This is a genomic window from Pseudoduganella aquatica, assembly GCF_020865585.1.
GTDB classification, from domain to species: Bacteria; Pseudomonadota; Gammaproteobacteria; order Burkholderiales; family Burkholderiaceae_D; genus Rugamonas; species Rugamonas aquatica_A.
The window spans coordinates 477,391-502,163 of record NZ_CP086370.1 but is presented as its reverse complement, the minus strand read 5'-3'; the positions used below and the strand labels follow the sequence as shown (position 1 = coordinate 502,163).

21 protein-coding genes and 2 pseudogenes are annotated in these 24,773 nt (G+C 62.8%); 18 read left to right on the top strand and 5 right to left on the bottom strand.

Features of this window, described 5'->3' with window-relative positions:
- Nucleotides 1-5 precede the first annotated feature (5 nt).
- The 4 genes from KT882_RS02255 to KT882_RS02240 all read left to right on the top strand — a co-directional run bounded on the left by KT882_RS02255 (nucleotide 6) and on the right by KT882_RS02240 (nucleotide 3,681).
- On the top strand, nucleotides 6-1,592 hold the full coding sequence (locus KT882_RS02255) for a methyl-accepting chemotaxis protein (protein ID WP_321170314.1): 1,587 nt from the start codon (nucleotides 6-8) through the stop codon (nucleotides 1,590-1,592).
- 110 nt (nucleotides 1,593-1,702) lie between these two features.
- A complete protein-coding gene (gene bufA2 / locus KT882_RS02250) occupies nucleotides 1,703-1,972 on the top strand; it encodes a BufA2 family periplasmic bufferin-type metallophore (protein ID WP_161070149.1) in 270 nt (89 codons plus the stop codon).
- A gap of 69 nt (nucleotides 1,973-2,041) precedes the next feature.
- Nucleotides 2,042-2,899 (top strand): MNIO family bufferin maturase, encoded by an 858-nt coding sequence (gene bufB / locus KT882_RS02245; RefSeq protein WP_161070150.1) that lies wholly within the window; start codon nucleotides 2,042-2,044, stop codon nucleotides 2,897-2,899.
- Nucleotides 2,896-3,681, top strand: a complete 786-nt coding sequence (locus tag KT882_RS02240) for an HvfC/BufC N-terminal domain-containing protein (protein ID WP_228894240.1) — start codon at nucleotides 2,896-2,898, stop codon at nucleotides 3,679-3,681. Before bufB ends, KT882_RS02240 begins: the two co-directional genes overlap by 4 nt.
- A gap of 276 nt (nucleotides 3,682-3,957) precedes the next feature.
- On the opposite strand, the gene KT882_RS02235 is transcribed toward KT882_RS02240, so the two are convergent.
- Together KT882_RS02235 and KT882_RS02230 are read right to left on the bottom strand one after the other, a co-directional pair.
- Nucleotides 3,958-6,282, bottom strand: a complete 2,325-nt coding sequence (locus KT882_RS02235; protein ID WP_228894239.1) for a CHAT domain-containing protein — start codon at nucleotides 6,280-6,282, stop codon at nucleotides 3,958-3,960.
- The gene (locus KT882_RS02230; protein ID WP_228894238.1) at nucleotides 6,279-6,671 is read right to left on the bottom strand and encodes a hypothetical protein; all 393 of its coding nucleotides are present in this window, start codon (nucleotides 6,669-6,671) and stop codon (nucleotides 6,279-6,281) included. The genes KT882_RS02235 and KT882_RS02230 overlap by 4 nt, the downstream gene beginning before the upstream one ends.
- A gap of 313 nt (nucleotides 6,672-6,984) precedes the next feature.
- Between KT882_RS02230 and KT882_RS02225 the strand changes: the two genes are divergently transcribed.
- From KT882_RS02225 to KT882_RS02195, 7 genes and pseudogenes are all read left to right on the top strand, one after another.
- Entirely contained in the window at nucleotides 6,985-7,767 is a 783-nt protein-coding gene (locus KT882_RS02225; protein ID WP_228894237.1) for a hypothetical protein, read from the top strand.
- A gap of 66 nt (nucleotides 7,768-7,833) precedes the next feature.
- The gene (locus KT882_RS02220; protein WP_187358562.1) at nucleotides 7,834-8,586 is read left to right on the top strand and encodes a LytR/AlgR family response regulator transcription factor; all 753 of its coding nucleotides are present in this window, start codon (nucleotides 7,834-7,836) and stop codon (nucleotides 8,584-8,586) included.
- Nucleotides 8,587-9,651 (top strand): sensor histidine kinase, encoded by a 1,065-nt coding sequence (locus tag KT882_RS02215; protein WP_228894236.1) that lies wholly within the window; start codon nucleotides 8,587-8,589, stop codon nucleotides 9,649-9,651.
- Between the two features lie 210 nt (nucleotides 9,652-9,861).
- Nucleotides 9,862-10,239: a hypothetical protein gene (locus KT882_RS02210; protein WP_228894235.1), complete on the top strand. Its 378-nt coding sequence runs from the start codon at nucleotides 9,862-9,864 to the stop codon at nucleotides 10,237-10,239.
- 97 nt (nucleotides 10,240-10,336) lie between these two features.
- Complete coding sequence (locus KT882_RS02205) at nucleotides 10,337-10,792, top strand: hypothetical protein (protein WP_161070156.1); 456 nt, start codon at nucleotides 10,337-10,339, stop codon at nucleotides 10,790-10,792.
- Between the two features lie 28 nt (nucleotides 10,793-10,820).
- Nucleotides 10,821-12,089 carry a hypothetical protein gene (locus tag KT882_RS02200; protein ID WP_228894234.1) on the top strand — a complete coding sequence of 423 codons (1,269 nt, stop codon included), beginning with the start codon at nucleotides 10,821-10,823 and terminating at the stop codon, nucleotides 12,087-12,089.
- Nucleotides 12,090-12,199: 110 nt separating this feature from the next.
- A pseudogene (locus KT882_RS02195) lies at nucleotides 12,200-12,958 on the top strand (IS30 family transposase); the annotation flags it as partial.
- Here KT882_RS02195 and KT882_RS02190 read toward each other — a convergent pair.
- A pseudogene (locus KT882_RS02190) lies at nucleotides 12,959-13,276 on the bottom strand (helix-turn-helix domain-containing protein); the annotation flags it as partial.
- A gap of 431 nt (nucleotides 13,277-13,707) precedes the next feature.
- Here KT882_RS02190 and KT882_RS02185 point away from each other — a divergent pair.
- The 3 genes from KT882_RS02185 to KT882_RS02175 all read left to right on the top strand — a co-directional run bounded on the left by KT882_RS02185 (nucleotide 13,708) and on the right by KT882_RS02175 (nucleotide 15,026).
- On the top strand, nucleotides 13,708-14,133 hold the full coding sequence (locus tag KT882_RS02185; protein ID WP_161070158.1) for an organic hydroperoxide resistance protein: 426 nt from the start codon (nucleotides 13,708-13,710) through the stop codon (nucleotides 14,131-14,133).
- 103 nt (nucleotides 14,134-14,236) lie between these two features.
- Nucleotides 14,237-14,533: a DUF4148 domain-containing protein gene (locus KT882_RS02180; protein WP_161070464.1), complete on the top strand. Its 297-nt coding sequence runs from the start codon at nucleotides 14,237-14,239 to the stop codon at nucleotides 14,531-14,533.
- Between the two features lie 40 nt (nucleotides 14,534-14,573).
- Complete coding sequence (locus KT882_RS02175; protein WP_161070159.1) at nucleotides 14,574-15,026, top strand: GNAT family N-acetyltransferase; 453 nt, start codon at nucleotides 14,574-14,576, stop codon at nucleotides 15,024-15,026.
- Nucleotides 15,027-15,036: 10 nt separating this feature from the next.
- Here KT882_RS02175 and KT882_RS02170 read toward each other — a convergent pair whose 3' ends face one another.
- Both KT882_RS02170 and KT882_RS02165 read right to left on the bottom strand, forming a co-directional pair.
- On the bottom strand, nucleotides 15,037-16,305 hold the full coding sequence (locus KT882_RS02170) for a sensor histidine kinase (RefSeq protein WP_228894232.1): 1,269 nt from the start codon (nucleotides 16,303-16,305) through the stop codon (nucleotides 15,037-15,039).
- On the bottom strand, nucleotides 16,295-17,701 hold the full coding sequence (locus KT882_RS02165; protein WP_228894231.1) for a sigma-54-dependent transcriptional regulator: 1,407 nt from the start codon (nucleotides 17,699-17,701) through the stop codon (nucleotides 16,295-16,297). The genes KT882_RS02170 and KT882_RS02165 overlap by 11 nt, the downstream gene beginning before the upstream one ends.
- Nucleotides 17,702-17,918: 217 nt before the next feature.
- On the opposite strand from KT882_RS02165, the gene KT882_RS02160 reads away from it, so the two are divergent.
- From KT882_RS02160 to KT882_RS02145, 4 genes are read left to right on the top strand one after another with little or no spacing between them, the layout of a single operon-like run.
- On the top strand, nucleotides 17,919-19,202 hold the full coding sequence (locus tag KT882_RS02160) for an efflux RND transporter periplasmic adaptor subunit (protein ID WP_228894230.1): 1,284 nt from the start codon (nucleotides 17,919-17,921) through the stop codon (nucleotides 19,200-19,202).
- Nucleotides 19,203-19,231: 29 nt separating this feature from the next.
- Entirely contained in the window at nucleotides 19,232-19,912 is a 681-nt protein-coding gene (locus KT882_RS02155; RefSeq protein WP_161070162.1) for an ABC transporter ATP-binding protein, read from the top strand.
- Entirely contained in the window at nucleotides 19,909-22,344 is a 2,436-nt protein-coding gene (locus KT882_RS02150; protein WP_228894229.1) for an ABC transporter permease, read from the top strand. The genes KT882_RS02155 and KT882_RS02150 overlap by 4 nt, the downstream gene beginning before the upstream one ends.
- Before the next feature lie 9 nt (nucleotides 22,345-22,353).
- Nucleotides 22,354-24,753 carry an ABC transporter permease gene (locus KT882_RS02145; RefSeq protein WP_228894228.1) on the top strand — a complete coding sequence of 800 codons (2,400 nt, stop codon included), beginning with the start codon at nucleotides 22,354-22,356 and terminating at the stop codon, nucleotides 24,751-24,753.
- Nucleotides 24,754-24,773 lie beyond the last annotated feature (20 nt).

The following is a 24,773-nucleotide window of genomic DNA, read 5'->3' as shown; positions in this document are numbered from 1 at the left end:
GTAAAATGACACCTTCAAACTTGAAAATTAAGCATCGCCTCGGGGCCGGATTCGGTGTGCTGCTCCTGCTCATGTCTGTCATGATCTTTGTCGGCATCGGCCAGTTCAACACGATTAGCGCCAGCATACGCGGCATTGTGGAGCGCGATTGGCCGGGCGCGGCTGCGGCCAGCAGCATCGACTCGGCCGCCCGCGAGGACGCGCGCCGAACCCTGGCGTTGTTCATACTGACCGACCGTGAGCAGCGGACCAAGAGTTACCAGCAGATAGACCGGGACAAGCTGATCATCGACGCAGCCCTGCTAACGCTGGAACAGCAGGCCAGTTCGCCCGAAGAGAAGGCGTTGATCAAGGAAATCCAGGCCGCCCGCACCGCCTATACGACTTCCTTCCTGGAAGTTGCCGACCTGGTGGAAGGAGATGCGCTGGCAAACGCCTCCGCACGCATGAATAGCGAGACCTTTCCTCGCCTCGACGCCCTGCTCGATTTAATCAAGAAGATGGTCGCTTTGCACCAGGCCCAGATTACCGCTGGCGGTCAGCAGGCCGCCAGCAGTGTCGATTTTTCGCGCCAGGTGATGCTGGCGATCGGTGGCACGGCCTTGCTGGTGTCGCTGGCGCTCGCCATGTGGATTACCGCATCCATTACGCGGCCACTGGGCCATGCCGTATCGATTGCCAAGGCCGTGGCGAACGGAAATTTGGCGACCGATATCACCGTGCGCTCGCAAGACGAGATGGGGCAATTGCTGGGCGCGCTCGGAGAGATGAATCACAGTCTGGTGCAGACCGTGAGCGAAGTGCGGCAAAGCACGATACGCATCACCGCAAGCTCCACCGAGATTGCTGAAGGCAATCTGCACTTGTCCGGCCGCACCGAGCTGCAAGCGAGCTCGCTGGAGGAAACGGTGCGCTCCATCGAGCAGGTAACGGCGACAGTGAAACAGAACGCCGACAATGCCGCCCGCGCCAATGAGCTGGCCATCAGTGCTTCGTCGGTCGCCAAGCAGGGCGGCAATCTGGTTGCGCAGGTGGTGAGCACCATGGGCGCAATCAAATCCAGTTCCAGCAAGATCGTGGATATTATCAACGTGATCGATAGCATTGCCTTCCAGACTAACATCCTGGCGCTGAATGCGGCAGTCGAGGCAGCCCGCGCAGGCGAACAAGGACGCGGATTTGCCGTGGTGGCAGCCGAAGTCAGAGGACTGGCCCAGCGCTCCGCCGTTGCAGCAAAAGAAATCAAAGGGCTGATTGATGACTCGGTTCGCCGCGTCGACGATGGCAGCGAGCTGGTTGACAAGGCCGGCCACACCATGGAGCTGATCGTGGTGTCTGTGCATCAGGTGACGGACATCATGTCCGACATTACGGCAGCCAGCCGGGCGCAAAGCATGGAAATTGACTCCGTCAATGCGGCCATTGCGCAAATGGACCAGATAACCCAGCAAAACGCCGCGTTGGTCGACAAGGCCGCCGTCTCCGCGCAGCGCATGCTGAACGAAGCCAATTCACTCTCGTCCTCTGTCAGCGCATTCGATCTGGGTGATCGTGGGCAGCGGCTGCCGCCCGCCCATCGGATAGGCGCGTGATGAAATTATTTTTTTCGCAGCATGTAAGGATTAGCCATCCCGGCCCGACTATCGTAGTGAGTCAGGGCCCTGACGGATCACCACACTAAACCAATATCCTGGAGCATAGTATGAACTCATCGATCAAATCGTTTGCAGCATTGGCCGCTACCGTCGCCACCATGGCCATGTCCGCATCGGCAATCGCCGCCACCAGCAGCATCAGCGCCGACGACACCGTGCATTGCGCAGGCATCAACAGTTGCAAGGGCCAGAGCGACTGCGCGACTGCGACAAATGCCTGCAAAGGCCAAAATAGCTGCAAGGGCCACGGCTTCAAAGCCACCAAAGCCGGCGCCTGCTTGGCCGCCAAAGGCAAGATCGTCGACCTGGACAAGTAATCCCGATTGACCGCTAGTGTCATGCGCCGGGCTGGTCCCGGCGCCTATCCCCCTCACGAGCCGAACGCCATGCCCCTCCCTTTGCTACAGCCGTCACCAGGCTACGGCCTGGGCTTGCGCCCCGCCCATTACCACGCCATCGTCGGCACGGCACCGGCGGAAAGCGGCGTGGACTGGTTCGAAATCTTGTCCGAGAACTACTTGGTACCTGGCGGCAAGCCGCTCGCCATGCTGGACCGTATCCGCCAGGATTACCCGCTGGCGATGCACGGCGTGTCGATGTCGATCGGTAGCCCGCAAGGACCATCGGACGACTATTTGCGCGCCCTGAAGCAACTCATCGATCGTGTGCAACCATTGTGGGTCTCGGACCACTTGTGCTGGACCGGCATCCACGGCAACAACTTGCACGACCTGCTGCCCTTGCCCTACACGGACGAGGCCGTGGCCACCGTGGTGGCCAATGTGCGCCGCGTACAGGACTTTCTGGAACGTCCGCTACTGCTGGAAAACGTGTCCAGCTATCTGTCCTACGCAGCGGACAGTCTTCAGGAATGGGATTTCGTTGCGACCGTGGCCGAAGAGTCCGACAGCCTGATCCTTCTGGACGTCAACAACATCTATGTCAGCAGTGTCAATCACGGCTTTGATCCGCAAGTATATTTGCGCGCGCTCCCCGCAAACAGGGTTCAGCAGATTCACCTGGCAGGACATAGCGCGCAGCAGGGCTGCATCATCGACACGCACGACCAGGCCGTCGCCGAGGCCGTGTGGGCGCTCTACGCCGATGCGCTGCGCCGCTTCGGACGCGTTGCCACGATGATAGAGCGCGACGACAACATTCCCCCGCTGCCCGAACTGGTCACCGAGCTGCAGCGTGCCCGCCAGCTGGGCTGCGCGGTGCTTGCCGAGCAGGAGGCTGCATGAGTGCGCTGCAAACGCTACAGCATCAATTTCAAGACTACATACTCAATGCGCCGCCGAACGCAGGGGCGCCGGAAATCGCCGCCGCTATAAACGCAGGGTCTGGTTTATCGGCGACCGAGCGACTGGCGATTTATCACCGAGCCTATCGGGGCCGCTTGCGCGAAGCGCTGTGCGAGGCCTACGACAAGACCTGGTCCTACATCGGCGATGAGATGTTCTCCGAGCTGGCCGACACCTATCTGACGACGCACCCTTCGGTCCATCGCAATTTGCGCTGGTTTGGCGGCGGACTGGCTGACCACGCGGCGCAACTGTATCGGGAATACCCTTTTATCGCCGAACTGGCACGCCTCGAGTGGGCGCTGGGACTGGCCTTCGACGCTGCGGATGCAACCGCGCTGACACACGCGGACCTGGCGGCAGTGGCGCCGGAACAATGGGGCGAACTGGTCTTGGCCCTGCATCCCTCGCTTCAGATCGTGGCGTTCGAGTGGAACGCCGTCGCGCTATGGCAGGCCATGGCCGCCGGGCTGGACGCCCCTGAGCCGCAGCAGCTTGCCACGCCAACACACTGGCTGGTATGGCGCCAGTCCGGCCAGCCGCATTTCCGTTCACTGACTGCGCTCGAGACCAGGGCCTTGCATGGGCTCGCCGATGGCCTGGCATTTGGCGCCATGTGCGGCGCCGTTTGCCAGCCGCCGGCCGATGCGGATGCCACGATGCTGGCGCTGGCGGGGTTCCTGCAGCATTGGCTGTCCCAGGAAATACTCGTGCGCAGCTGATGATGTCCCCCGGTTTGTTGACGCTGGCTTCGAAATGCCCCCTGTCGCTGGAATTTTTTGCCATTGATGTTCTGGCCAAATATAGTCGCGAACAACTGGCAGATCTCGTGCATTGCGCGGCGCGGAACGCTAGTGGCGTCGTTGCCAAACGAGCGAACGGTCGGCCGAAGCAGTTTGCAGAACAATTTCTAACACCAGACTCCAGTCCGGTTTCGTACCAAGTTAGTTAGCAGGTCAAACCCTGTGGCTGCCATTTTTGCATTTCAGTTCCCCTCGCTATAATTTCGCATTGAGGGCGCGGTCTGCGCCACTAAGCTGAAAGCCTGCCCACTCGCGCGCTGGCGCGCCCTTGGAGTACGCCCCCAGTTTGGCGGCGCGCAGCGCGGCGCCGCATGAGTCACCATGTGCCAGACGCTGATAAAACGCCGCCATCAAGCTGCTGGTCGGAGCACTGGGGACCTGCCACAGTGCCGTCACTGCGCTATGGGCACCCGCCATTTCCACCGCACTGCGCAGGCTGGCGATGCCTTCGCCTGCGGCGATGTCACCATTGGCGGTGTTGCACGCCGACAGAACCACCAGAGCCGTTCCCTGCAAGCGCAGCCGCGCGACATCCTTTGCCAACATGACGTCTGGCCGGCCGTCGCGTGAGAGGACCAAGCCGGACTGGCGTCCCGGCAGCAGAAGATCCATCGCCCCTTCGGCGTTGCTGCCGGCGCCAGCGCCGCCGTCCAGTGCTGAGCGTAGAACGGCATGTGAGGCGATATGCAGTACGGCTGGCTGGCGGACCTGAGACAGAGTCTGCGCCGTGGCGCGCTTGCCCAGCAATACTTCGCTGGGAATGCCGATCTGGCCGAGTGCCCGTGCGGCTTGGCGGACTTCCGCACGGGTCTCCGGCAGGGCCGCAACCGGACCGAGCGCGATCGCCCCACTTGCCCAGCGCAGGGAGATATCCGGCTTTGCCGGGCCTTGGCCCTGTTGATAGTCGGGATCAGCAATGAGGACGGCGGGTCGGCGCATGGTCGGCGGCAACCGTGTTTCGAGCAATTGCCAGAGCGACGTGAGTACCCGGAATTTGTGCGTGCAGAGCAGCGGCTTTCCGTCCTGATCGGGCAAGGCGTCGAAAGGCAGCAGATGCAGGGCGCCGTCTGCTTCGATCAGCCACTCCTCAGCGTCTTGTACTGATGGCGCCAACCCATCCAGTAATTTCAGGGACAGTGCTGCTGCCGCGCGCGACTGGCTCGCGCCGCGCAGAAAATCGGTACGGCAGGTATGGACCAGGCGCTCGATCACTTCCTGCTGGTCCAGCATGTCCAGTTGAGTTTCCTGGGCGGTGACACAATAGCGCAGATAGTAGCGTTGACCTGGCCTGCCGTTGATTCCGGGGCTGTCAGTGAGCAGCATGAATCCAATCGCTGCCGATCCGGCCAGTTGCGATTGCATCGCTTCGAGACGTGTACGGTCTGCGTCCAATACCCCCAACTGCTCGGGCGGAAGCATCCACATGGCCGAGCTCGATATGAGGTCATGCTGAGCCAGTAGCCGAAGAAATGGCTGTACATCGGTGACCGTTGCCGGGGTGTTTGCCAGCGCGTCTTCCAATGTCTGAAGCAGCTCGGCGGTGATGGGGCTCTGTGTGGCGATGCCCGCCTGCGCTGCTTCCCGATAGCGTCGCCCGGCTGACTTGGTTTGCAGGATAGTCAGCAGCTTGTCTTCGGCTCGCTGGTTGAGCTGCCCATTGGCATGCTCGGCAAGCAAGCGCGATGACAGCAGGACGCGCCGCATGGTGCACGCGGCAAAGACCGAGTGCGGTGCGCCTTTCCGTTGCAGTAGGCGCAGACGGCTGGTATTCGCATCCAGCGCACGACGCCACGCATCACTGGCAGCTTCGTGAGCGCCTGCTTGGCCCAAGGCCTGGCCAAAAGCGTACAAGCGATATTCGTGGGCGACCAGCAATGGCAGATTGCTTGGTGCGGGCGACATGTCCACCACGCGCTGCGTGTATAGCTGGATCAGTGGCGCGGTCATGCCGCCCGCCCGCATGGCCGCTGCCAACAGAATCCAGAGCTCGGTCATTTCCATGGCAGCGTGCATTGCCAGGTCTTCGCCGGTGCGTATGGTCATGCTGGTCCGGATTATGGCGGTCAGTTCCCTGCCATACTCGACCCGCATGATTTCCATGCCCATCTTCTCGTCCTGGGACGACTGCAGTTCGCAAAAGCGCGGCATGCATTCGGTGACAATGCGATCCCTGGCCCGCAAAGCTTGTTCCAGCATGGAGACCGCTGCCACCGCGCGCTCTTGTCGCAGCAGGCTGAGTGCGTAGGGCGGCAATACATACGGCCGGAATGGCCAGTATGCTTCAGGATCTTGTTCAATCAGGGCGTTTGCCTGCGCCAGCAGCGCCTCCGCTTCGCTGTAGCGGCCGGCCTTGAGATGCAAGCGAGCGGGTCTGACCAATTGCGCCAGTCTTGCCTGCATGCCGCCGAGCTCTTCCCGCTCCTTGGCCGATGCCAGTGCCGGGGCTGCTGCTAGAGTGCAAGCCGCTTGTAGCCAGCGGCGACGGCCGCGATGCACGGAGCGGGCTTGGTCTGCCTTCACTGCTGGCCCATCTTGATGGCGCGTGCAATGCGTTCCCATTGCGCCGGCGGAGTCACCTCCGGACGGCGCAAGGCCTGGCATGATGCCGGCACGGGTGCGGACGGGGGCAGGCCGGCGCAGGTCCGCAACTGCGCGAGACGGGCTTCAAGGGCACGTTGATGCGCCACTTGCTTTTCCATCGCCTGGCGGATGGCCTTGGCTGCGCGGCTGGTCTCGGCAGGCGAGGTCACGCATTGTTCCTGCGCCTCCCTGGCCTGACTGAGCATGTGCCGCCACTGCTGCGGCGATGGCTGGTCCGCACGCGGCCAGCGGTTGGCCAGCAAGTCGTCCATGCACGACGCAGTGTCGAAGGGTAGCGTACTGCCCAGCAGGCTTTCGTACTCCAGCAAGCGCATCGCCTGCTGCCGCTGGGCGGGAGGCAGGTCCTCATCCACGGCTGCGGCAGAGGAGGGAAGAATGGTTGCGACCAGGCTGAATGTTGCGAGGAGGCCTGCGTAGAGTTCCGTTATGCGCATGGGGACTGTGATCAAGAAGAATGGCGACAGTAGCAGCACTATTACTTGCTGTAAAGAATTTAGTTGTCGTCTTTGCTTCCGCAGGTGACCCGTTTCATTCTGGATAAACCCGGGTTCGTCGCAATCCGGATGACGGCACGGAGCCTTGCGGTCACGATGAGGCCATCATCAACCACACGAGGTATCCATGAAAAATTCACAGCAATGCCTGCCCCTTTGCTGCTCTGCACTGATTCTGGTCGCCACGGCAACTTTGCTGCCGGGTTGCGGCGGCGGTGCTGGCGGTCCGGAGCAGCAACAGGCCGGGGTGGCCGCGAGCGATGTGGCGGCCTATGCGGCTACCTTGGCTTATTGCGGCAGCCAGGAGCCAGGTGGCAGTGGCGCGTCGGCCGATAGCTTTGAAGTCACCTGGCCGACACATTCCGGTCCCACCGACTACGACGTTAATGCCATTGTGTCGCCGGCAGGGTATATCAATCCGACCGGGCCAGCGCAACGCCTGCAAGTGGATATTCATGATTACCGCGGCGCCAAGGACACGGTCCTCAAGGCGGCCTATATCGAGCCAGCCTGGAAAATGGGTATCGCTTTCCAGCCTGCCCTGGCGCCGAAATCGGTTGCCTGCGTGGCCAGCCTGGGCAAGCTCACGCCGATCCCGAAGGGCGGGTACACGCTGGCCTGGCGCAGTAAATGGGCAAGCGCGGTTCCGGTCGAACGTGTGCCGGGAGCGGTGTTCGATGGTTTCGAATTGGTCAGCAACTTCAGCCCGGCCAATGCCACCGTGTTCTTCGTCATGGCGAAGAGCCGCATGGCAAGTACGGCGGGCGCGTCGATCTGCTATCTCGCACCCACATCGCAGCAATGGGATTGCGCGGCCGCGAGCGTCAACGATCTCGGTACCAACTGGAGTTTCAATCGTCTGAGTAGCCAGGCGGGCGTCTATGTCCTGACCGTGCCGGGAATTGGCTGAAACTTAACGATTGGAAATTCATAATATATCGCTTACCATTGCCCAATAGCAATTACCAAATTCTACATGATCCAAACAGCCATCATTGCCGATGACGAACCCCACATGCGGGAGATGTTGCGCGAACAGCTTAACGCCTTGTGGCCGGAGCTGCGGATTGTGGGCGAGGCTGAAGATGGCCTCGCCGCTACCGCCTTGATCCACGCGCTCAAACCTACCTTTGCTTTCCTCGACATTCGCATGCCGGGTATGACCGGGCTGGAGGTGGCCAGTGGCAAGACGGCCGACACCCGCGTGGTGTTCGTGACCGCCTTTGACGCACACGCCGTCGAAGCCTTCGAAGTGCAGGCCTTGGATTATCTGCTTAAGCCGGTTGAAGCGGGGCGCCTGGCGAAATTGGTCGCCAGACTCCGCACCTTGCAGCCTGCGGCAACGGTCGACCTGGCGCGCCTGGCTGAATCGCTGGCCAGCTTGAGCACGATGACACAGGCCGTGTCCCGGCTGCAATGGTTGCAGGTGGCGGTGGGGCAGCAGGTGCGCATGCTGCATATCGATGAGGTGTGCTTTTTCGAGTCCGATCTGAAGTACACCCGGGTGGTGGGCGAAAACGTGGACGGCATCATTCGCTTTTCGCTCAAGCAACTCAGTGAGCAGCTTGATTCCGCGCTGTTTGTGCAGACCCATCGGGGCACAGTCGTCAACCGCCGCTTCATCCATGCCGTCCATCGTCACGGCGAGACCATGGAGCTTGAGCTCAAGGGAGTCGGCGAGCGCCTCAAGGTGTCGCAGCCAAATCACCATTTGTTCCGGGCGATGTAAATGTTTTTGCTCTCCCGTTTTCACCGCGTGGCGCTGGCGGTCATGGCAGCCGTTGTCTGCGTGGTCTTTGCAGGCCTGGAATGGTTGACCAATATCGCCTTTGGCAATGGCATTTCGACTTGGGGGATGGCGCTGGGGATAGCTTGCTCCAGTCTGCTGTTTTTGGGGATTGCCGGCTTGCAGCGTGCTCACGCGCCGCTGCGTCAGGCCGCCTGGGCCGCGCTGGCCAAGTCGATGGAGATGGCGTTGGGCGCCACCTTTCTGTTTGTGCTGGTGGCTGCGGCGTCGTTCCTGCCGGTCTCGCTGACCAGCCGCTTCATGCTGGGCGATCGTGCGACCGACACCATCATCTATCTCGCGCTCGGTCTAGGCATATTGTTGGCCGTGAATGCCAGTATTGGTGCGCTAGTGCAGCGCAAGCTTGATCAGGCCGAGGCGCGTGCCGAGATCGCCGAGCGCGATCATCAGTTACTGCAGGCGGAAATGGCCGTGCTGCGCGCCCAGATCGAGCCGCATTTTCTTTGGAATACATTGGCGCATGTGCAGTTCCTGGCCCGGAAGAGTCCCGACGAGGCGGCCGACATGACAGGCAACCTGATTACTTATCTGAGGGCAGCCGTGCCAGGCGCGCGCCGCGACGCCAACACGCTGGGCAGCGAACTGGCGTCGGTGCGCGCCTATCTGGACATCATGCGCATCCGCATGGGGCAGCGGTTGCAGGTTGAGGTCGAAATGGAGTCGAAGCTGGCCGGTCTGCCTTTCCCGCCGCTGATTGTGCAAACCCTGGTGGAGAACGCCATCAAGCATGGCGTTGAGCCTAAGCCTGGTCCGGTTTCTGTGAGGGTGTTAGCCCAGATCGTGCAGGAAGGCGCACAGCGGCAGATGGTGCTCTGTGTAAGCGACACGGGTGTTGGCTTGCGGTCCGATGCCGCCACGGTCGGAACGGGATTGGGTCTGGTTAGTGTGCGTACACGCTTACAAGGATTGTATGCCGGACAGGCAGTGTTCACCTTGGCCGAGCGCGCCGGTGGCGGCGTCGAGGCCCGAGTCGTCATCGCGCTCTAATATGGGTTAGTGACCATAAAGCAGGGATTCATTCCCGGATTCCCCGCTTTGGTCAGATGTTAGCTGTGATGGGGCGCATGCGGCGGCAAGATGTGCACATACTTTTAAGGGGAGCAGTCAATGCAGAATACTGAGTGCAAGATACCTGAAATGCGCAATCGCATCAGTGGGAAAGTGCTGTACATACTATAAATCAACGGGGTGACTATTTTGAAATCTATACTCGCCTTTTCTATTATTTCATCGATTGGCTTGTTCGCTGTAGCGGCCGAGCCATCTTTTTCTGAATTCAAAAATTCTTGGATTTGGGTAACTAATGTCGAAAAACATCCGGCTAAGGATGTGACTATAGAGCTAGGTCTTTTTGTGCAGCCAGGCAGCAAATATTCGAAGATCTTTCATCTGTTAACCGTTAATTGGGATGGGGTTGGACAGTCTACGGTTCGGAATGGAATTATCCAAGGATGCGATTCTCATCAAGGAACGTATACTCTTTATCTTCCTGAAGAGTCTGGCACTTGGAATGCAAATGGTCAGAAGATAATTGACAAAATAGCGTCAGTCGCATGTGGGAACAAAAAGCAATAAGTTGCGCCTGTCACCTTTGTCGCATGGCGGCTGCGATGGTAAAAAGCGACAGCAGGCGATATACGAAATTACTGAGTTTTTTAATGAGGCATAATCAATGATGGACAGCGAGTATAAAATTCCTGAAATGCGCAATAGCATGAGTGGAAAATCATTATATATATTTTTAATCGTTCCGCTCCTAGTTTTTTTCTATATCTACGTAGAAACCATGAATAGTGCCACACCCATTAAATGGGTAGATTATATTTTTAGCGGTATCTTTTTGAGCTTCATTGGAAATATTCCTGTGCTCATCGTGTTTAATATCGTGAATGAAATTATTGCCGGACCCGGCAGCAATCGTCGCTTGAAACAGCACTGGGCCAAACATTCCTACGTCTGGTATCGTTCCACCTTCCCTGGCCATGCGCACGCCAATGGCAGAGTGAGTTGCCGTCACTGTGGTGGGGATAAACTGCGGGTGACAAATTTGATGAAGCAAACTTATATGCGTGTCCATAATTGTGCGCAATGCGGTGAACCTCTCTACTTCACGCCTGAAAAAATCTGATCGATATTTTTTACAACAAGGTTAAATAATGATTAAAGAAGAAAATAAAATGTCCCTGAAGAAGAACAAATTTTTTTTAAACCTTGGCTTAGCATTGATCTCGGCAGCCTATGCATCGCAGTCTGTTGCCGCAGATTTGTATGCCCAGCTTGAGCGTGATGGCAATACCTTCAAGATCGCAAGCAATTTTTCCATGACTCCTCCTGCACCATCTTCGGAGAAGGGGTTTCTTCTTTCTTCCTGGCCGTTCAAAGCCAGTAACTTGGATCCAGCGTTCGACACGAAAAGGTTTGAATGCGTAATAAATAGCGCAACGAAATCAGATGGTTGTGAAAAATACAGGAACAATGAAAATAGCTTCGTCTACGTAAATACACTGTCAAGCTTTTATGGAAAGACGCCGGATGAACGGCGGAACATAGAAAGCAGGGGTGGGAGCGCTGCCGGTGAAAATGCGAAGGCGGTCGCGGGGGGCGTGCTTGCATTGCCATTCCTGGTTGTTGCATCGCCCCTTCTTTTACTTGGCCAGGCGACGAAAACTGAGACTAAAAAATGGGTTGAGTTTAATCATGAAGAGTTCATGAAGGCCCAAGAAACAGGGATAAAAAACTCGGGTTTTTCCAGCAAAGAGGATTTTTTTAAGTTTCAGGTTAACGCATCAAAAGTGTTTGACAATCTTAATAAGACCAATCTTGACCAATTGGCTTGGCTTAACGGGGCGGTAAAAAAGGAACGTGAGGCGTTACGTGACTACGTTAATGTTGGGATCGAGGTGAATTCGTATTCTTTTTCACCGAGCAAATTTGTTATCCCGCAGCTGGAAATCAAGCAAGATCTTGTAGCGTTTGAATCTAGTAATGGTGCAGCCATCAAGCAGTACTATGATGATCAATATCGGGATTTCGCGGCAAGTCTGGAGGCTGACAGGATCAAATTGCGGCCTGCATATGAGGCGAAACTCAAGCAAATTGAAGCAGCAGAGAAAGAGCGTCTGGCGCAAGAAATAGTTGCCGAGAAGGAACGTATTAAACAGGAGAAGATTGCAAACGAGCAGAGGCGCCTTGCTCTTGCAAAAGAAGCTGCGCGGCTTGAGTCTTTCCGCAAAACGTTGAAAGTTGGAGAAGACACCTTCTGCGGTCCCGTCATTGAAGTTAAGTACCCAATGATTAAAGTGGCGATCAGTGCACCATTGCCTGGATTCGCGTCGGAGACATGGCTCAAAAGCAACCAGGTCTTCCCTTCAGAGTATGGCTGCCGGAACGTGAACGGGAAACTCTCTCCGCTGCACTATTTCTAGATCGTTTTTTACGTTGGCGGGAACTACGAGGTCACGGACAGTCTCCGCCAGCTCAAACCACGGCGTTCTCAAGAACCAAGTGCAACACCCACTTGCTGTAAGGTGCTGCCATGCCGAGAAACTATTTTCACCTAACTCCACAAGATCGTGCGGTGGTCATGCTCATGCGCGACGACCAGTGCAGCATCCGTTCCATCGCTAAACGCCTTGGCCGCGCCCCCAGTTCAATCAGTCGGGAGATTAGGCGCGCGCCGCCCGGAACCGGCGCTTACGATGCCAATCTTGCTCATTTGCAGCGCGGCGCCCGCCGCGTTGCGCCGCGCCGCGCCACCAAGTTGCATCCCGACAGCGTTTTGTTTATGGTCGTCCGGCATTATTTGACGGAGCTCTGGTCGCCGCAGCAAATTGCGAACATACTGCGCCTCATGTGGCCCGACGAATCCGACAAAACGGTCTCTCACGGGACGATCTACAACGCGATCTACCTGCACCCGCGAGGCGAACTCAAGCGCGAGATGATCGCCTGCCTGCGCCATCACAACCAAGCGCGCAAACCGCGCAGCAGGGGCGTCGACGGGCGCGGCCAAATCAAGGATATGCGAAGCATCCATATACGGCCGCCGGAGATCGAGGACCGCCTGATTCCGCAGCACTGGGAAGGTGACCTCATCAAGGGCGAGGGCAACCTTTCCTCGGTCGGTACGCTCGTTGAGCGCACGACCCGCTTCGTGGTACTGGCCAAGATGGACAACTCGGGCACGCGCTCCGTTGTCGACAGCTTCTCTGCAGTGCTCAATCGCCAGCCGGCGGCGATGCGCAAGTCGATGACATATGACCAAGGCCGCGAAATGCTCGGCCACAAGATCCTGCCTGGCGAACGCCGCCACGCGGTCGTATGACCCCTCGTAACCCAGCTCTTTCAGGTCCTCGTGGATCTGCTTCAAATTGCGTCGCTGCTTGCGCGGCTTGACCGTTTCGGCCTTGAGCCACCCCGACAACTGCAATGAGTATTTGTCCAGCGCGCTGGACGCTCGCCGCTCCGCATAGGAGGGCTCAGTGATTTCCGAGCGCAGATAGCGTCGGACGGTGTTCCTCGAGATGCCCAGTCGCCTGGCGATCTCCCTGAGGGGGACCTGGTCACGCAAGTGCCAGCGTCGAATTATGCCTAGCAATGCCACGTCGATCACTCCGTTCTCCTGCCGATGAGACAGGTGGATTGTGCTTCAAACGTAGGTCAGATTCGTTTGCAAATTACTGGGGAAACTGGGTCAATTTTCGACACAAATCAACATGTAGAGACTTTCACCAGGCAACCAGTTGAGGACGGGGCCTGATAAGGGACGAAGCTGGGCTCGCCAATCCTCCAGATTTCTGTGCGCTGGAGTCATCAGTGCTTGTTCTCGACTATTTTTCGTTGTTCGCGACTTCATTTCAAAAGAACATTCCCCTTGGACCAATTCGGCCCATTCAAAAAATTTTAAAAATATCGCTTGCTATTCTGTAGTGCACGATATAAAGTACACACATCGGCGCTGCAAACACAGCGAAGAGCAGCAAAAATATAGTGCGCTACTTAGTAGCAAGCAACTTAAATTAACCCACAGCAAAGGAAATCATCATGTCGATCAAACAAGTTCTGTACCGCGCAAACGCTAAAGCAACCGGTGGCCGCGAAGGCCGTGCTGTCTCCTCCGACGGCGTGCTGGACGTCAAACTGACCACCCCGAAAGAACTGGGCGGCGCCGGTGCGGTGGGCACCAATCCTGAACAGCTGTTCGCCGCCGGCTACTCGGCTTGCTTCCTGGGCGCCATGAAATTCGTCGGCGGCCGCGACAAGATCGCCGTGCCTGCGGACGTGTCGGTGGAAGGCACCGTCGGTATCGGCGCCATCGAAACCGGCTTCGGCATCGAAGTGGAACTGAAAATCTCGCTGCCGGGCCTGGACCGCGCCACCGCTGAAAAACTGGTCGCCGCCGCCCACATCGTCTGCCCTTACTCGAACGCCACCCGCGGCAACATCGACGTAACGCTGACCATCGTCTAAGCACGGTTTGCTGCTACCGCCAAGGCGGTAGCGGCGGCCTGGAAGTCCACCAAAAAAGTAGTGCACGATTTAATCGATAGTAACTAAACTTAGGAGCAATATCATGAAAGCATCCATCCTGTCCGTCGCCGCCGCCGTCATCGCCCTGACCTCGAGCGCCTATGCCGCCGACCCCGTGAACAGCGGCGAAGGCTACCAGGCCAACATCAGCGCCGTGTCCACCCGCACCCGCGCCGAAGTGAAAGCAGAAACCGTCGCCGCGCTGCGCAACGGCCAGATCCTGAACGGCGAAGCCTATCCAGCCAGCTTCACCACCGCCGCACCGGGCAAAACCCGCCAGGAAGTGCGCGCCGAACTGGCCCAGGCCATCAAAGCCGGTACCCTGCCGCACTATGAATAAAGCCCCTACAATGGTTGCTTCTATCCCTGTAGAGGCAACCATGATTGAGTGGCAATGGCTTGAGTTTGAACACCTTCCACGCGAAGACCTGTATGAAGTGATGCGCCAGCGGCAAGAGGTCTTCGTGCTGGAACAGAAGTGCCTGTATCCCGACCTCGACGGCTACGACCAGGCGGCGCATCACTTGATGGCCTGGCATGCGGTTGACGGCAAACGCCAGCTGGCGGCCTATCTGCGCTGCATAGCGCCCGGCGTGAAATTCCCTGAAATGTCCCTCGGCCGCGTTTTGACGGCAACATCCGCGCGCGGCAGCGGCATTGGCCGCCAGTTGCTGGACGAAGGCATACGCCGCGCCGAAGCGCTGCATCCCGGCCACCGCATCCGCATCGGCGCCCAGCTCTACCTGGAAAAATTCTACAGCAGCTTCGGCTTCGTCCGCGTGAGCGAACCGTATGACGAAGACGGCATCATGCACATCGATATGCTGCGCTAAAACGCCGGGCTTAAAACGCGATGATGAAGCGTGCGCCGGCGCCTACCGGTTTGGCGTAGCGCACCATACCGCCGTTGGCGTGCACCAGGTGGCGCACCATGGCGAGGCCGATGCCGCGCCCCTGTTTCTTGGTCGAGAAAAACGGCGTGAACACTTGCGCGGCCAGCTCCTGCGGCACGCCGGGGCCGTTGTCGGCCACTTCGATGCGCAGCCGTCCGCCGCGGCTCAGGCGCGCGCTCAGCTGCACTTCCGGCTGCAGCGTGGCGGCGGTGGCTTCGGCCGCGTTCTTCAGCAAATTGATCAGGGCCTGTTCCAGCTGGCCTGGGTCCACCATCACGTCCAGCGAGGCCGGTTCGACGGAGAAGACGGCGCGGCCGCCGCGCGCCAGCCATTGCGGCGCCATCAGCATGGACAGGCGCGCGAACAGCTCGCCCAGGTGCACCAGCTCGGGCTGCGCCTGCGGTACGCTGGACAGGCTGCGGTAGCTGGCCACGAACTCCACCAGGCTGGCGGCGCGGCGGGCGATGGCGTCCAGCGCGGTGCCCAGGTCGCCGCTGACGTCGGGCGCCAGGTCGGCCTGCACTTCGGCCAGCAGGTCGCAGGCGGTGCGCGACAGCGACGCCACCGGCGTGAGCGAATTCATGATCTCGTGGGTGAGCACCTGCACCAGCTGGCGCCAGGCGTTCATCGCTTCCGCTTCCAGTTCGCTTTCCACCGGCATCAGCGCGGCCAGGCGCTGGCCAGCGCCCTGCACTGTCAGCGCTGTAACGGAGGCCAGGGCGCGCTCGGTGCCGCGTTCCGTTTCAAAGCTCACCAGTTCGCGGCGCTCGGCCGTCTGCGCGGCCAGCACGTCGGCCAGCTGCAGGGGATCGCTGGCGCGGCCCGGCGCAAGCAGGCGGCGCGCGCTGGCGTTGAGCGGCGTCAGCGCACCGGGGCCGCTCAGGGCGGCGATGGAGAACAGCGCGATCGGGGCGTGTTCGAGGCGCGCTTCCAGCAACTGCGCCGCGTCGAGCAGTGCGCGCCGGTCCGGCGTGAGCGACCACGGCATGCCCGCTGCCACCGCAGGCATCTCTGCCGCAGGCGCGGCTTGCGCTACCTGGGCTTTGAAGGACAGGCGTCGCTGGAGCAGCCAGGCGGGAACAACGGCGGCGAGCACGCACAGCACTTGCAGGCGCGGCGACCCGGCGGTGCCGGCGGCGGCATAGCTCAGCGCCATGAGCGCGGCCACGCAGGCGTAGGCTACATAGGTGGAAGCTTGGCGTGGCCGTTCAGATGCCATGCTTGCCCAGCTTGCGGTATAGCGCGGCGCGGCTCACGCCCAGCATGCGGGCGGTATGGCTGATGTTGCCCTTGGCGGCGGCCAGCGCGGCAGAGATGGCGTCCCGTTCGAGCGCGTTCAGGGTCAGGTCGTCGCTCGCTGAGGATGGCGCGAGGACAGGCATGAGCGCCGATGCTGGCGCCGGCATCGCAGCGCCGCCCGCCGCAGTACTCTCGGCGGGTGCTGCGAGGCCGAAGTCTGCGGCCAGGTATTCGCTGTCGCTGCCGAGGATGACGGCGCGCTCGCAGGCGTGGCGCAGCGCGCGCACGTTGCCCGGCCACGGATAGGCCTCCAGCCAGGCCAGCGCGGCGGACGACAAGGCGCGCGCGGGGCGCTGGTACTGGCGCTCGTAGGCGTCCAGATAGTGCCGCAGCAGGCCGGGTATGTCTTCTCGCCGTTCGCGCAGCGGCGGCACGCGGATCACGATGGTGTTGAGCCGGAACAGCAGGTCGGGACGGAATTCGGCTGGATCGAACAGCCGCACTTCGTCCAGGTTGGTGGCGCTGATGATGCGCACGTCGATCGCTTCCGGCTTGTCGGCGCCGATCGGCGTCACTTCGCGCCGTTCCAGCACCGTCAGCAGCTTGGCTTGCGCGGCCAGCGGCATGTTGCCGATTTCGTCGAGGAACAGCGAACCGCCGCGCGCGGCCTGGAAGCGTCCGGCGCGGTCGGCCTTGGCGTCGGTGAACGAGCCTTTGCGGTGGCCGAACAATTCGCTTTCAAAGGTGGACTCGGGCAAGGCGCCCATGTCCACCGCCAGGAAGGTGCCGCCGGCGCGCTGCGAGGACAAATGGATGGCGCGCGCCACAAGTTCTTTGCCGACGCCGTTTTCGCCCAGCACCATCACGTTGGCGCCGGTGGGGCCAACGCTGGCGATCATGGCTTTCACGCTGCGCATGGCGGGCGAGTCGCCCATCAGGGCGGCGGTGGCGTCGTCGGACGACTGCGACGGCGCGCGGGCGGGCACTTCGGCCGCGCGGCGCGCCAGTGCGGCGTCCACAGCGGCCACCAGGCGCGCGTTGTCCCACGGCTTGGTGATGAAGTCGCACGCGCCGCGCTTGAGCGCCTCCACCGCGAGCGGCACGTCGGCATAGGCCGTCAGCGCGATCACGGCACAGCGTTCGGCGCGCAGCGTGTCCAGCAGCGCAAGGCCTTCCGCGCCGTCGATACGGCCGGGAGTGAAATTAAAATCGAGCAGCACCACGTCCGGCACGCCGCGCGCGAGATAGGCGGGCAGCCCGGCGGGATCGTTCAGGGTGGCGACGGTGCCGTAGCGGCGGCGCAGCAAAAGCTGGGCGGCGCAGGCCACGTCGGTGTCGTCGTCGAGGATCAGGATGTGTGCTGTGGTGTGGGCCATGTGGCGCATTCTAGCAGCACGGATAGCCTTGCGGAGCATGGGTTTCCGCCGTTTTTTCGCAGTGGCCGCGCACTGTCCGGATCCGAACACTTGGCCCTGTCCGCATGCGGACAACCACCCTCGCCAGCAGCCCAAAAGCGCCCAAAAAAGCGCTGCCGGATGCCTGGCACGGCGCTTGCAATGTGACGGCTATCGCTCACTGCAAGCAAACAACAACATGAACACTCCCCATCCCAAACTGGTCACCGGCGCCGCCATGGACACCATCGTGCCCAAGCGGCGCGGCAAGACCATCGCGCTCGCCGTCGCCGGCACTGCAGCAGTGGCGGCCTTCGCTTTCGCGCTGTGGCACTGGATGCCGCGCGGCCTGCAAGTGGCGGCAGGCGAACTGCGCATCGCCGCCGTGGAGCGCGGCGTGTTCCGAGACGATGTCGTGGTGCGCGCCACCGCCCAGCCGCTGCAGTCGGTGATGCTGGACTCTGTGGAGTCGGGCCGCATCGAAGAAGTGTACGCACGCGACGGCGACCTGGTGAAACAGGGCCAGCTGCTGTTCCGCATCTCCAACCCGCAGCGCAACCTGGAGCTGCTGGCGCGCCAGGGTGAACGTGCGCAGCAGATCTCCAACCTGTCCAATCTGCGCGTGGCGCAGGAGGCCAGCCGCAGCGAACACCAGCGCCGCCTGGACGACCTCAGTTTCGCCATGGACCAGGCGCAGAAGCGCTATGCGCGCGACGAGAAGCTGGCCGCGCAAGGCTTCCTGTCCTCGGTGGCGCTGGAAGAATCGGCCGACCGCGTGGCGCAGCAATGGCGCGTGCTGGCGCAGGCGCAGGCCAGCAACGATACCGACCAGCGCGTGCGCGCCACCGCGCTGGAGCAGCTGGACAAGGCACTGGACGGCTTGCAGTCCGGCCTGAAGCTGGTCAGCGCCACGGTGGATGCGCTGGCCGTGCGCGCGCCCAGCGACGGCAGGCTGACCGACTTCCGCCTGCAGGTGGGCGAGTCCATCACCACCGGCAAGCATGTCGGCCGCATCGACGATCCGGCGCGCTTCAAGCTGTCCGCCGAAGTGGACGAGTACTACCTCAAGCGCGTGGCCGTCGGCCGCCACGGCAGCGTGCAGATGGACGGCCGCAGCTACGCGGTGGACGTGTCCACCATCTACCCGCAGATCAAGGAAGGCCGCTTCACCGTGGAGCTGGTCTTCAGCGCGGGCCAGCCGGATGCGCTCAGCCCCGGCCAGAGCGTGGACGCCACCATCACGCTGGGCGAACCCGCGCCCGCGCTGCTTCTGCCGAACGGCGCCTTCCTGAACGACAGCGGCGGCACCTGGGTGTACGCCGTGGCGCCGGACGGCGGCGTGGCCGAACGGCGCGCCATCCGCAGCGGCCGGCGCAACAACGCGCAGCTGGAGGTGCTGTCCGGCCTGGCCGTGGGCGAGCGCGTGATCGTCTCCGGCTATACGGCCTACGGCAACGCCCCCAGGCTGCAAATTTCCAAGTAAGCTCACCACCAACGACAAAAGGAGTCACTATGCTCAAGCTACACGGCGTCAGCAAAACCCACCTGGCAGGCGAAGTACAGACCACCGCCCTGGACCGTATCGACCTGCAGATCGACGCCGGCGAGTACGTGGCCATCACCGGCCCCTCGGGCTGCGGCAAGTCCACTTTGCTCAGCCTCCTGGGCTTGCTGGATGTGCCCAGCAGCGGCGAGTACTGGTTCGAAGGCCAGAACGTGGCGGGATGGAGCGAAGGGAAGCTGAACGAACTGCGGCGCGGCCGCATCGGCTTCATCTTCCAGAGCTTCAACCTGATCGAGGAACTGAGCGTGTTCGAGAACGTGGAACTGGCGCTGGAATACACCGGCATGGCCAAGGCCGAACGCAAGGCCAAGGTGACGGCCATGCTGAACAAGCTGGGCGTGCTGCACCGCGCCGGACACCGTCCGTCCCAGCTGTCCGGGGGCCAGCAGCAGCGCGTGGCGATCGCGCGCGCGCTGGTGTCCGGCCCTGCCCTGCTGCTGGCCGATGAACCGACCGGCAACCTGGACACGGCGCACGGCGACGAGGTGATGCGCCTGCTGCGCACCATCAATGCCGAGGGCACCACGGTGGTGATGGTGACGCACTCGCCGTCGCACGCCGCGCAGGCTTCGCGCACGCTGAACCTGCTCGATGGACGCATCATGGTTGACGCACTGCGCGCAGCATGAAAACGTCCGACTTCCGCATCGGCTGGCGCCTGCTGCTGCAGGAGCGCGCCTATTCCGCCGTCACCATCCTCGGCCTGGCGCTGGGCTTCACCGCCTGCTTCCTGCTGATGGCCTATGTGCGTTTCAGCTTCAGCTACGACAGCCATGTGCCGCAGGCGGACCGGGTGTACGTGGCGAAGAACCGCATCAACATCCTCGAGCACGGCGGCTGGTTCGACAACACGCCGATCAATCTGCTGGCCGTGGCGGAAGCCAGTCCGCTGGCGGAGGCGGCTGCCGTGGCCTTGCCCGGCTCGTCCACGCTGAGCCAGAACGGCACGCTCAGCACCATCGAGATCCTGCTGGCCAGTCCCGCCCTGCCCAAGGTGCTTGGCCTGCGTGCGCTGGAAGGCGACCTGGCCGCAGCGCTGGAGCGTCCCGAGGGCATCGCCCTCACCGAGAGCAAGGCGCGCCAGCTGCTGGGCGCCGCGCGCGGCGTGCTGGGCAAGACCATCACCATGGAGGGCAAGCAGTACCAGGTGCTGGCCGTGCTGCCCGACCCGCCGGCCGCCTCCACGCTGCACTATGCACTCCTGGCCGGCACCAGCAGCCAGCTGGTGCCCAAGAATATGCGCAAAAGCCTGGACAAGAACGATAGCTCCAACTGGGGCGGCATCATCTCGCGCCTGTATGTGCGCCTGGCGCCCGGCGCGACGCCGCAGGCGCTGCAGCGCGTGCTGCAGGAAGCGCACGACCACTCGCCCCTGATCGCCACCCTGCCGCCGGACGTGCTGCAGCGCCTGAACGGCCGCAAGGTATCGGACATCGCCCTGACTGCACTGCGCGACTGGTATTTCGACCCCGAACTGGCCAGCAACAGCAGCAGCGCCAAGCACGGCGACGCCAGGCTGGTGCTGGGCGTGGCCGCCATCGGCGCGCTGATCCTGCTGCTGGCCGCCATCAACTACGTCAACCTGGCCACCGTGCGCGTGATGCGCCGGCGCGCCGAAATCGCCATGCGCAAGGTGCTGGGCGCCAGCCACGCCAGGGTGGCGGCCATGCTGATGGCCGAGTCGCTGCTGGCCAGCATGCTGGCGGCCGGCTGCGGCCTGCTGCTGGCCTGGCTGCTGCTGCCCGGCTGGGCGCAGCTGCTGAACCGGCCTCTGGCCACCGTCATGGGACCGGGCGCAGTGCTGGCGGCGCTGGCCGTGGGCCTGTTCTCCGGCGTGCTGGCCGGCCTGCATCCGGCCTGGCTGGCGCTGCGCGTGCGGCCCGTGCAGGCGCTGGCGGCGCGCGGCGGGCAGGAAACCTACGGCACCACCTGGCTAAGGCGCGGCGTGACCGTGTTCCAGATGACTTGCGCCATGGCCCTGGTGGCCAGCACGCTGGCCGTGGCCTGGCAAACGCGCTACGCCAGCAGTGCCAATCCCGGCTTCGACGCGCAACCCTTGCTGGTGCTGGAACTGCCCTCGCTGATGTGGCAGGGCCAGGCGCCGCGCCAGATGCGCGACGCCTTGCTCCGGGTGCCGGGCGTGGAAGGCGTGGCCGCGTCGCCGTCGCCGGCGGGACGCTACTACCTGGGCCTGAACAATCCGGTGCGTACCAGTACCGGCGTCTCCGCCACGCTGCAGCAGCGCTCCGTGTCGCCCAGCTTCTTCCAGGTGTACGGCGTGGCGCCGCTGGCCGGGCGCAGCTTCGATCCGCAGCGCGAGCAGGAGAACAACGACGACGTTGTGGTGCTCAACGCCGCCGCCGCCAAGGTGCTGGGTTTCGCGTCGCCGCAGGCGGCGGTGGGCCAGAGCGTGGCGCTGGAGAGCCGAGGCAGCGAAGTGCGGCCGGTGGTCATCGGCGTGGTGCCGGACCTGCGCTACCAGTCGCTGCGCGAAACGCCGGCGCCCGTCCTGTACCGCAACAACCTGCACGCGTCCGTGCTGACGGTGCGCTACCACGGCGACATGGCGGATCTGGAACGCGCCGTCGACGCCCTGTGGCGGCAGTACTTCCCGGACACCATCCCCGAGATGCGCCGCGCCGCCAGCTACTTCGCCGAGAACTACGACGACGACGCGCGCCTGGCGGCCATGCTGGCGGCGGGCAGCGCCATGGCCCTGCTGCTGTCGGCCTTCGGCATCTACGTGCTGGCCGCGTACAACGTGCAGCGGCGCGCGCGTGAGATCGTGCTGCGCAAGCTGTACGGCGCGCGGCGCGGGGCCGTGGCGCGCCTGCTGGGCAAGGAGTTCGCCTGGATGCTGGGCTGCGCCGCGCTGCTTGGCCTGCCGCCAGCCGCACTGGCGATACAGCGCTACCTGTCCGAGTTCGCCGAGCGCGCGCCGGTCGGCCACTGGACGTTGCTGGCGGCGCTGGGCGCCGTGCTGGCCGTCGCGCTGGGCGCCACCATCCGCCATACCCTGGCCGCGCTGCGCATGTCGCCGGCGCTGGCATTGCGCAGCTAAGGAGCCCACATGCAAATACAAGACTTCCGTATCGGCTGGCGCCTGCTGCTGCAGGAGCGCGCTTATTCCGCCGTGTCCATCCTGGGCCTGGCGGTCGGCTTCGCGGCCTGCTTCCTGCTGCTCGGCTTCGTGCACTACTGCCTGAGCTACAACAGCCACGTGCCGGACGCGGCGCGCGTGTACTCGGTGAAGCAACGCATCAACGTGTTCCCGCGCCCGGACTGGGGCGAGTATGCCTACCTGCCCCTGCAGGCCGCAGCCGACGCCAGTGGCATGGTGGAAGCATCCAGCATCGCCAAGCAGCTGGACCTGCCGCTGTGGAACGGCGCCCAGCGCCACCAGGCGGAGCTGCGCGTGGTCGATCCGGCGTTCGAAGCCATGTTCGGCTTGCGCGCGCTGGAAGGCGACGTGCAGGCCGCGTTGACGCGGCCGGACGGCATCGCCCTGACGGCCACCACCGCGCGCAAGATCTTCGGCGCGGCATCCGCGCTCAACCAGTATCTGCGCGTGCGCAAAGAGACGCTGCAGGTGCTGGCGGTGCTTGCCGATCCGCCGGCCAACGCCACGCTGCGCTACGACGGCCTGCTCGGCAGCGCCAGCGCGGCGTGGCCTGAACCGGAACGCGGCGACCACCGCAGCAACTTCCAGCGGCGCGGCGGCGTCTACCTGAAGCTCAAGCCGGACACGGATGCGGCACAGGTGGCGCGCCTGCTGCAAAGCGCCGTCAACGCCGATCCGCGCGACGCGGTGATACGCAACGGCCCCATGGGCAAGAAGCTCAACGGCCGCAACGTGACCGACGTGGCCATGGCGGCGATGCCCGACGTCTACTTCGATGAAGACCTGGCCTCCGGCCGTAACAGCGGCGACTACGGCCAGCGCGGCAGCGTGTTCGCGCTGGCCGGCATTGCGCTGCTGATCCTGCTGCTGGCGGCCAGCAACTACGTCAACCTGGCCACGGTGCGCACCCTGCGCCGCCAGCGAGAGATCGGCATGCGCAAGCTGCTGGGCGCCAGCCATGCGCGGCTGGTGGCGCAGTTCCTCACCGAGTCCTCGGTGGTGGCGCTGCTGGCCACGGTGCTGGGCCTGGGCCTGGCCTGGCTGTGCCTGCCCATGTTCAGCGGCCTGGTGGCGCGCCAGCTGGACGGCCTGTTCTCGCCGGCCAGCTGCATACTGGCCCTGCTGGGCGGGCTGCTGGCCGGCCTGTGCGCGGGCGTCTACCCGGCCGTGCTGGCCCTGCGGGTGCGCCCTGCAGCGGCGCTGGCCGGACGCGGCGACCATGAAACGGCGGGCGGCCTGTGGCTGCGGCGCGTGCTGACGGTGCTGCAGTTCGCCACCGCCATGGCGCTCAGCGGCGCCACGCTGGCCATCGCCTGGCAGGCCGACTACGCCGCCAAGGCCGACCGCGGCTTCGACCCCGCCGGCATGCTGGTGCTGGACCTGCCGCAGGAAACCGGCAAACCCGCTGCGGACGGCTTTGTGCAGGCGCTGGCGCGCATGCCGAATGTGCGCGGCGTGGCCGCCATGTCCGAAGCGGCGGGCCGCGACGGCATGAAAATGGTAGCGACGCTGCCGGGCCGCACCGGGGAAATGGTCAGCATGGAATACCGCACGGTCAGCCCCGAGTTCTTCCAGGTCTACGGCCTGAAGGCGCTGCACGGCCGCCTGTTCGACCCGGCCCGCGACCAGGCCAATTCCCAGTCGCGCGTGATCAACGCGGCGGCGGCGCTTGCGCTGGGCTTTGCCACGCCCGAAGCGGCCGTCGGCCAGTTCCTCACCAATGGCGACCGCACGGTGCAGATCGTCGGCATTGCGCCCGAAGTGCGCTACCAGAGCCTGAAGCAGACGGCCCAGCCGCTGGCCTACCGCATCGCACCGGCCCAAGTGCTGGCGGTGCGCACCAGTGAGGACGCGGCCACGGCGCACGCCAGCATCGCGCCGCTGTTCAAGCAGTATTTCCCGGACAGCGTGCTGGAACTGCAATCGGCCGCCAGCCTATTCGGCCTGGCTTATGCGGACGACGTGCGGCTGGCGCGCATGCTGGCCTCGTCCAGCCTGATCGCGGTGGTGCTGGCGGCGTGCGGCATCTACGTGCTGTCGGCCTACAGCGTGCAGCGCAGCCGCAAGGAAATCGTGCTGCGCAAGCTGCACGGCGCGGGGCGCGCCGCCATCGCCCGCCTGGTCGGACGCGAGTTCGCGGTGCTGATCGCGGCAGGCGCCGTACTCGGCCTGCCGCTGGCGGCGCTGGCCATCCGGCGCTACCTGGCCGGCTACGTGGAGCACGCGCCCATGGGCGCCTGGCCGCTGCTGGCGGCACTGCTGCTGGCAGCCCTGGTGGCGCTGCTGGCCACCGCACGCCACACCCTGGCCGCGCTGCGCATCTCCCCCGCCCTCGCCTTGCGCGGATAAAAAAAGGGCGGCCAGGTGGC

Coding starts and splice junctions, on each gene's coding strand:
- KT882_RS02170 (WP_228894232.1), bottom strand. CDS start 16,305: ATGGCATCTGAACGGCCACGCCAAGCTTCCACCTATGTAGCCTACGCC.
- KT882_RS02215 (WP_228894236.1), top strand. CDS start 8,587: ATGTTTTTGCTCTCCCGTTTTCACCGCGTGGCGCTGGCGGTCATGGCA.
- KT882_RS02150 (WP_228894229.1), top strand. CDS start 19,909: ATGAAAACGTCCGACTTCCGCATCGGCTGGCGCCTGCTGCTGCAGGAG.
- KT882_RS02225 (WP_228894237.1), top strand. CDS start 6,985: ATGAAAAATTCACAGCAATGCCTGCCCCTTTGCTGCTCTGCACTGATT.
- KT882_RS02175 (WP_161070159.1), top strand. CDS start 14,574: ATGATTGAGTGGCAATGGCTTGAGTTTGAACACCTTCCACGCGAAGAC.
- bufA2 (WP_161070149.1), top strand. CDS start 1,703: ATGAACTCATCGATCAAATCGTTTGCAGCATTGGCCGCTACCGTCGCC.
- KT882_RS02240 (WP_228894240.1), top strand. CDS start 2,896: ATGAGTGCGCTGCAAACGCTACAGCATCAATTTCAAGACTACATACTC.
- KT882_RS02205 (WP_161070156.1), top strand. CDS start 10,337: ATGATGGACAGCGAGTATAAAATTCCTGAAATGCGCAATAGCATGAGT.
- KT882_RS02220 (WP_187358562.1), top strand. CDS start 7,834: ATGATCCAAACAGCCATCATTGCCGATGACGAACCCCACATGCGGGAG.
- KT882_RS02160 (WP_228894230.1), top strand. CDS start 17,919: ATGAACACTCCCCATCCCAAACTGGTCACCGGCGCCGCCATGGACACC.
- KT882_RS02180 (WP_161070464.1), top strand. CDS start 14,237: ATGAAAGCATCCATCCTGTCCGTCGCCGCCGCCGTCATCGCCCTGACC.
- KT882_RS02155 (WP_161070162.1), top strand. CDS start 19,232: ATGCTCAAGCTACACGGCGTCAGCAAAACCCACCTGGCAGGCGAAGTA.
- bufB (WP_161070150.1), top strand. CDS start 2,042: ATGCCCCTCCCTTTGCTACAGCCGTCACCAGGCTACGGCCTGGGCTTG.
- KT882_RS02200 (WP_228894234.1), top strand. CDS start 10,821: ATGATTAAAGAAGAAAATAAAATGTCCCTGAAGAAGAACAAATTTTTT.
- KT882_RS02145 (WP_228894228.1), top strand. CDS start 22,354: ATGCAAATACAAGACTTCCGTATCGGCTGGCGCCTGCTGCTGCAGGAG.
- KT882_RS02185 (WP_161070158.1), top strand. CDS start 13,708: ATGTCGATCAAACAAGTTCTGTACCGCGCAAACGCTAAAGCAACCGGT.
- KT882_RS02255 (WP_321170314.1), top strand. CDS start 6: ATGACACCTTCAAACTTGAAAATTAAGCATCGCCTCGGGGCCGGATTC.
- KT882_RS02165 (WP_228894231.1), bottom strand. CDS start 17,701: ATGGCCCACACCACAGCACACATCCTGATCCTCGACGACGACACCGAC.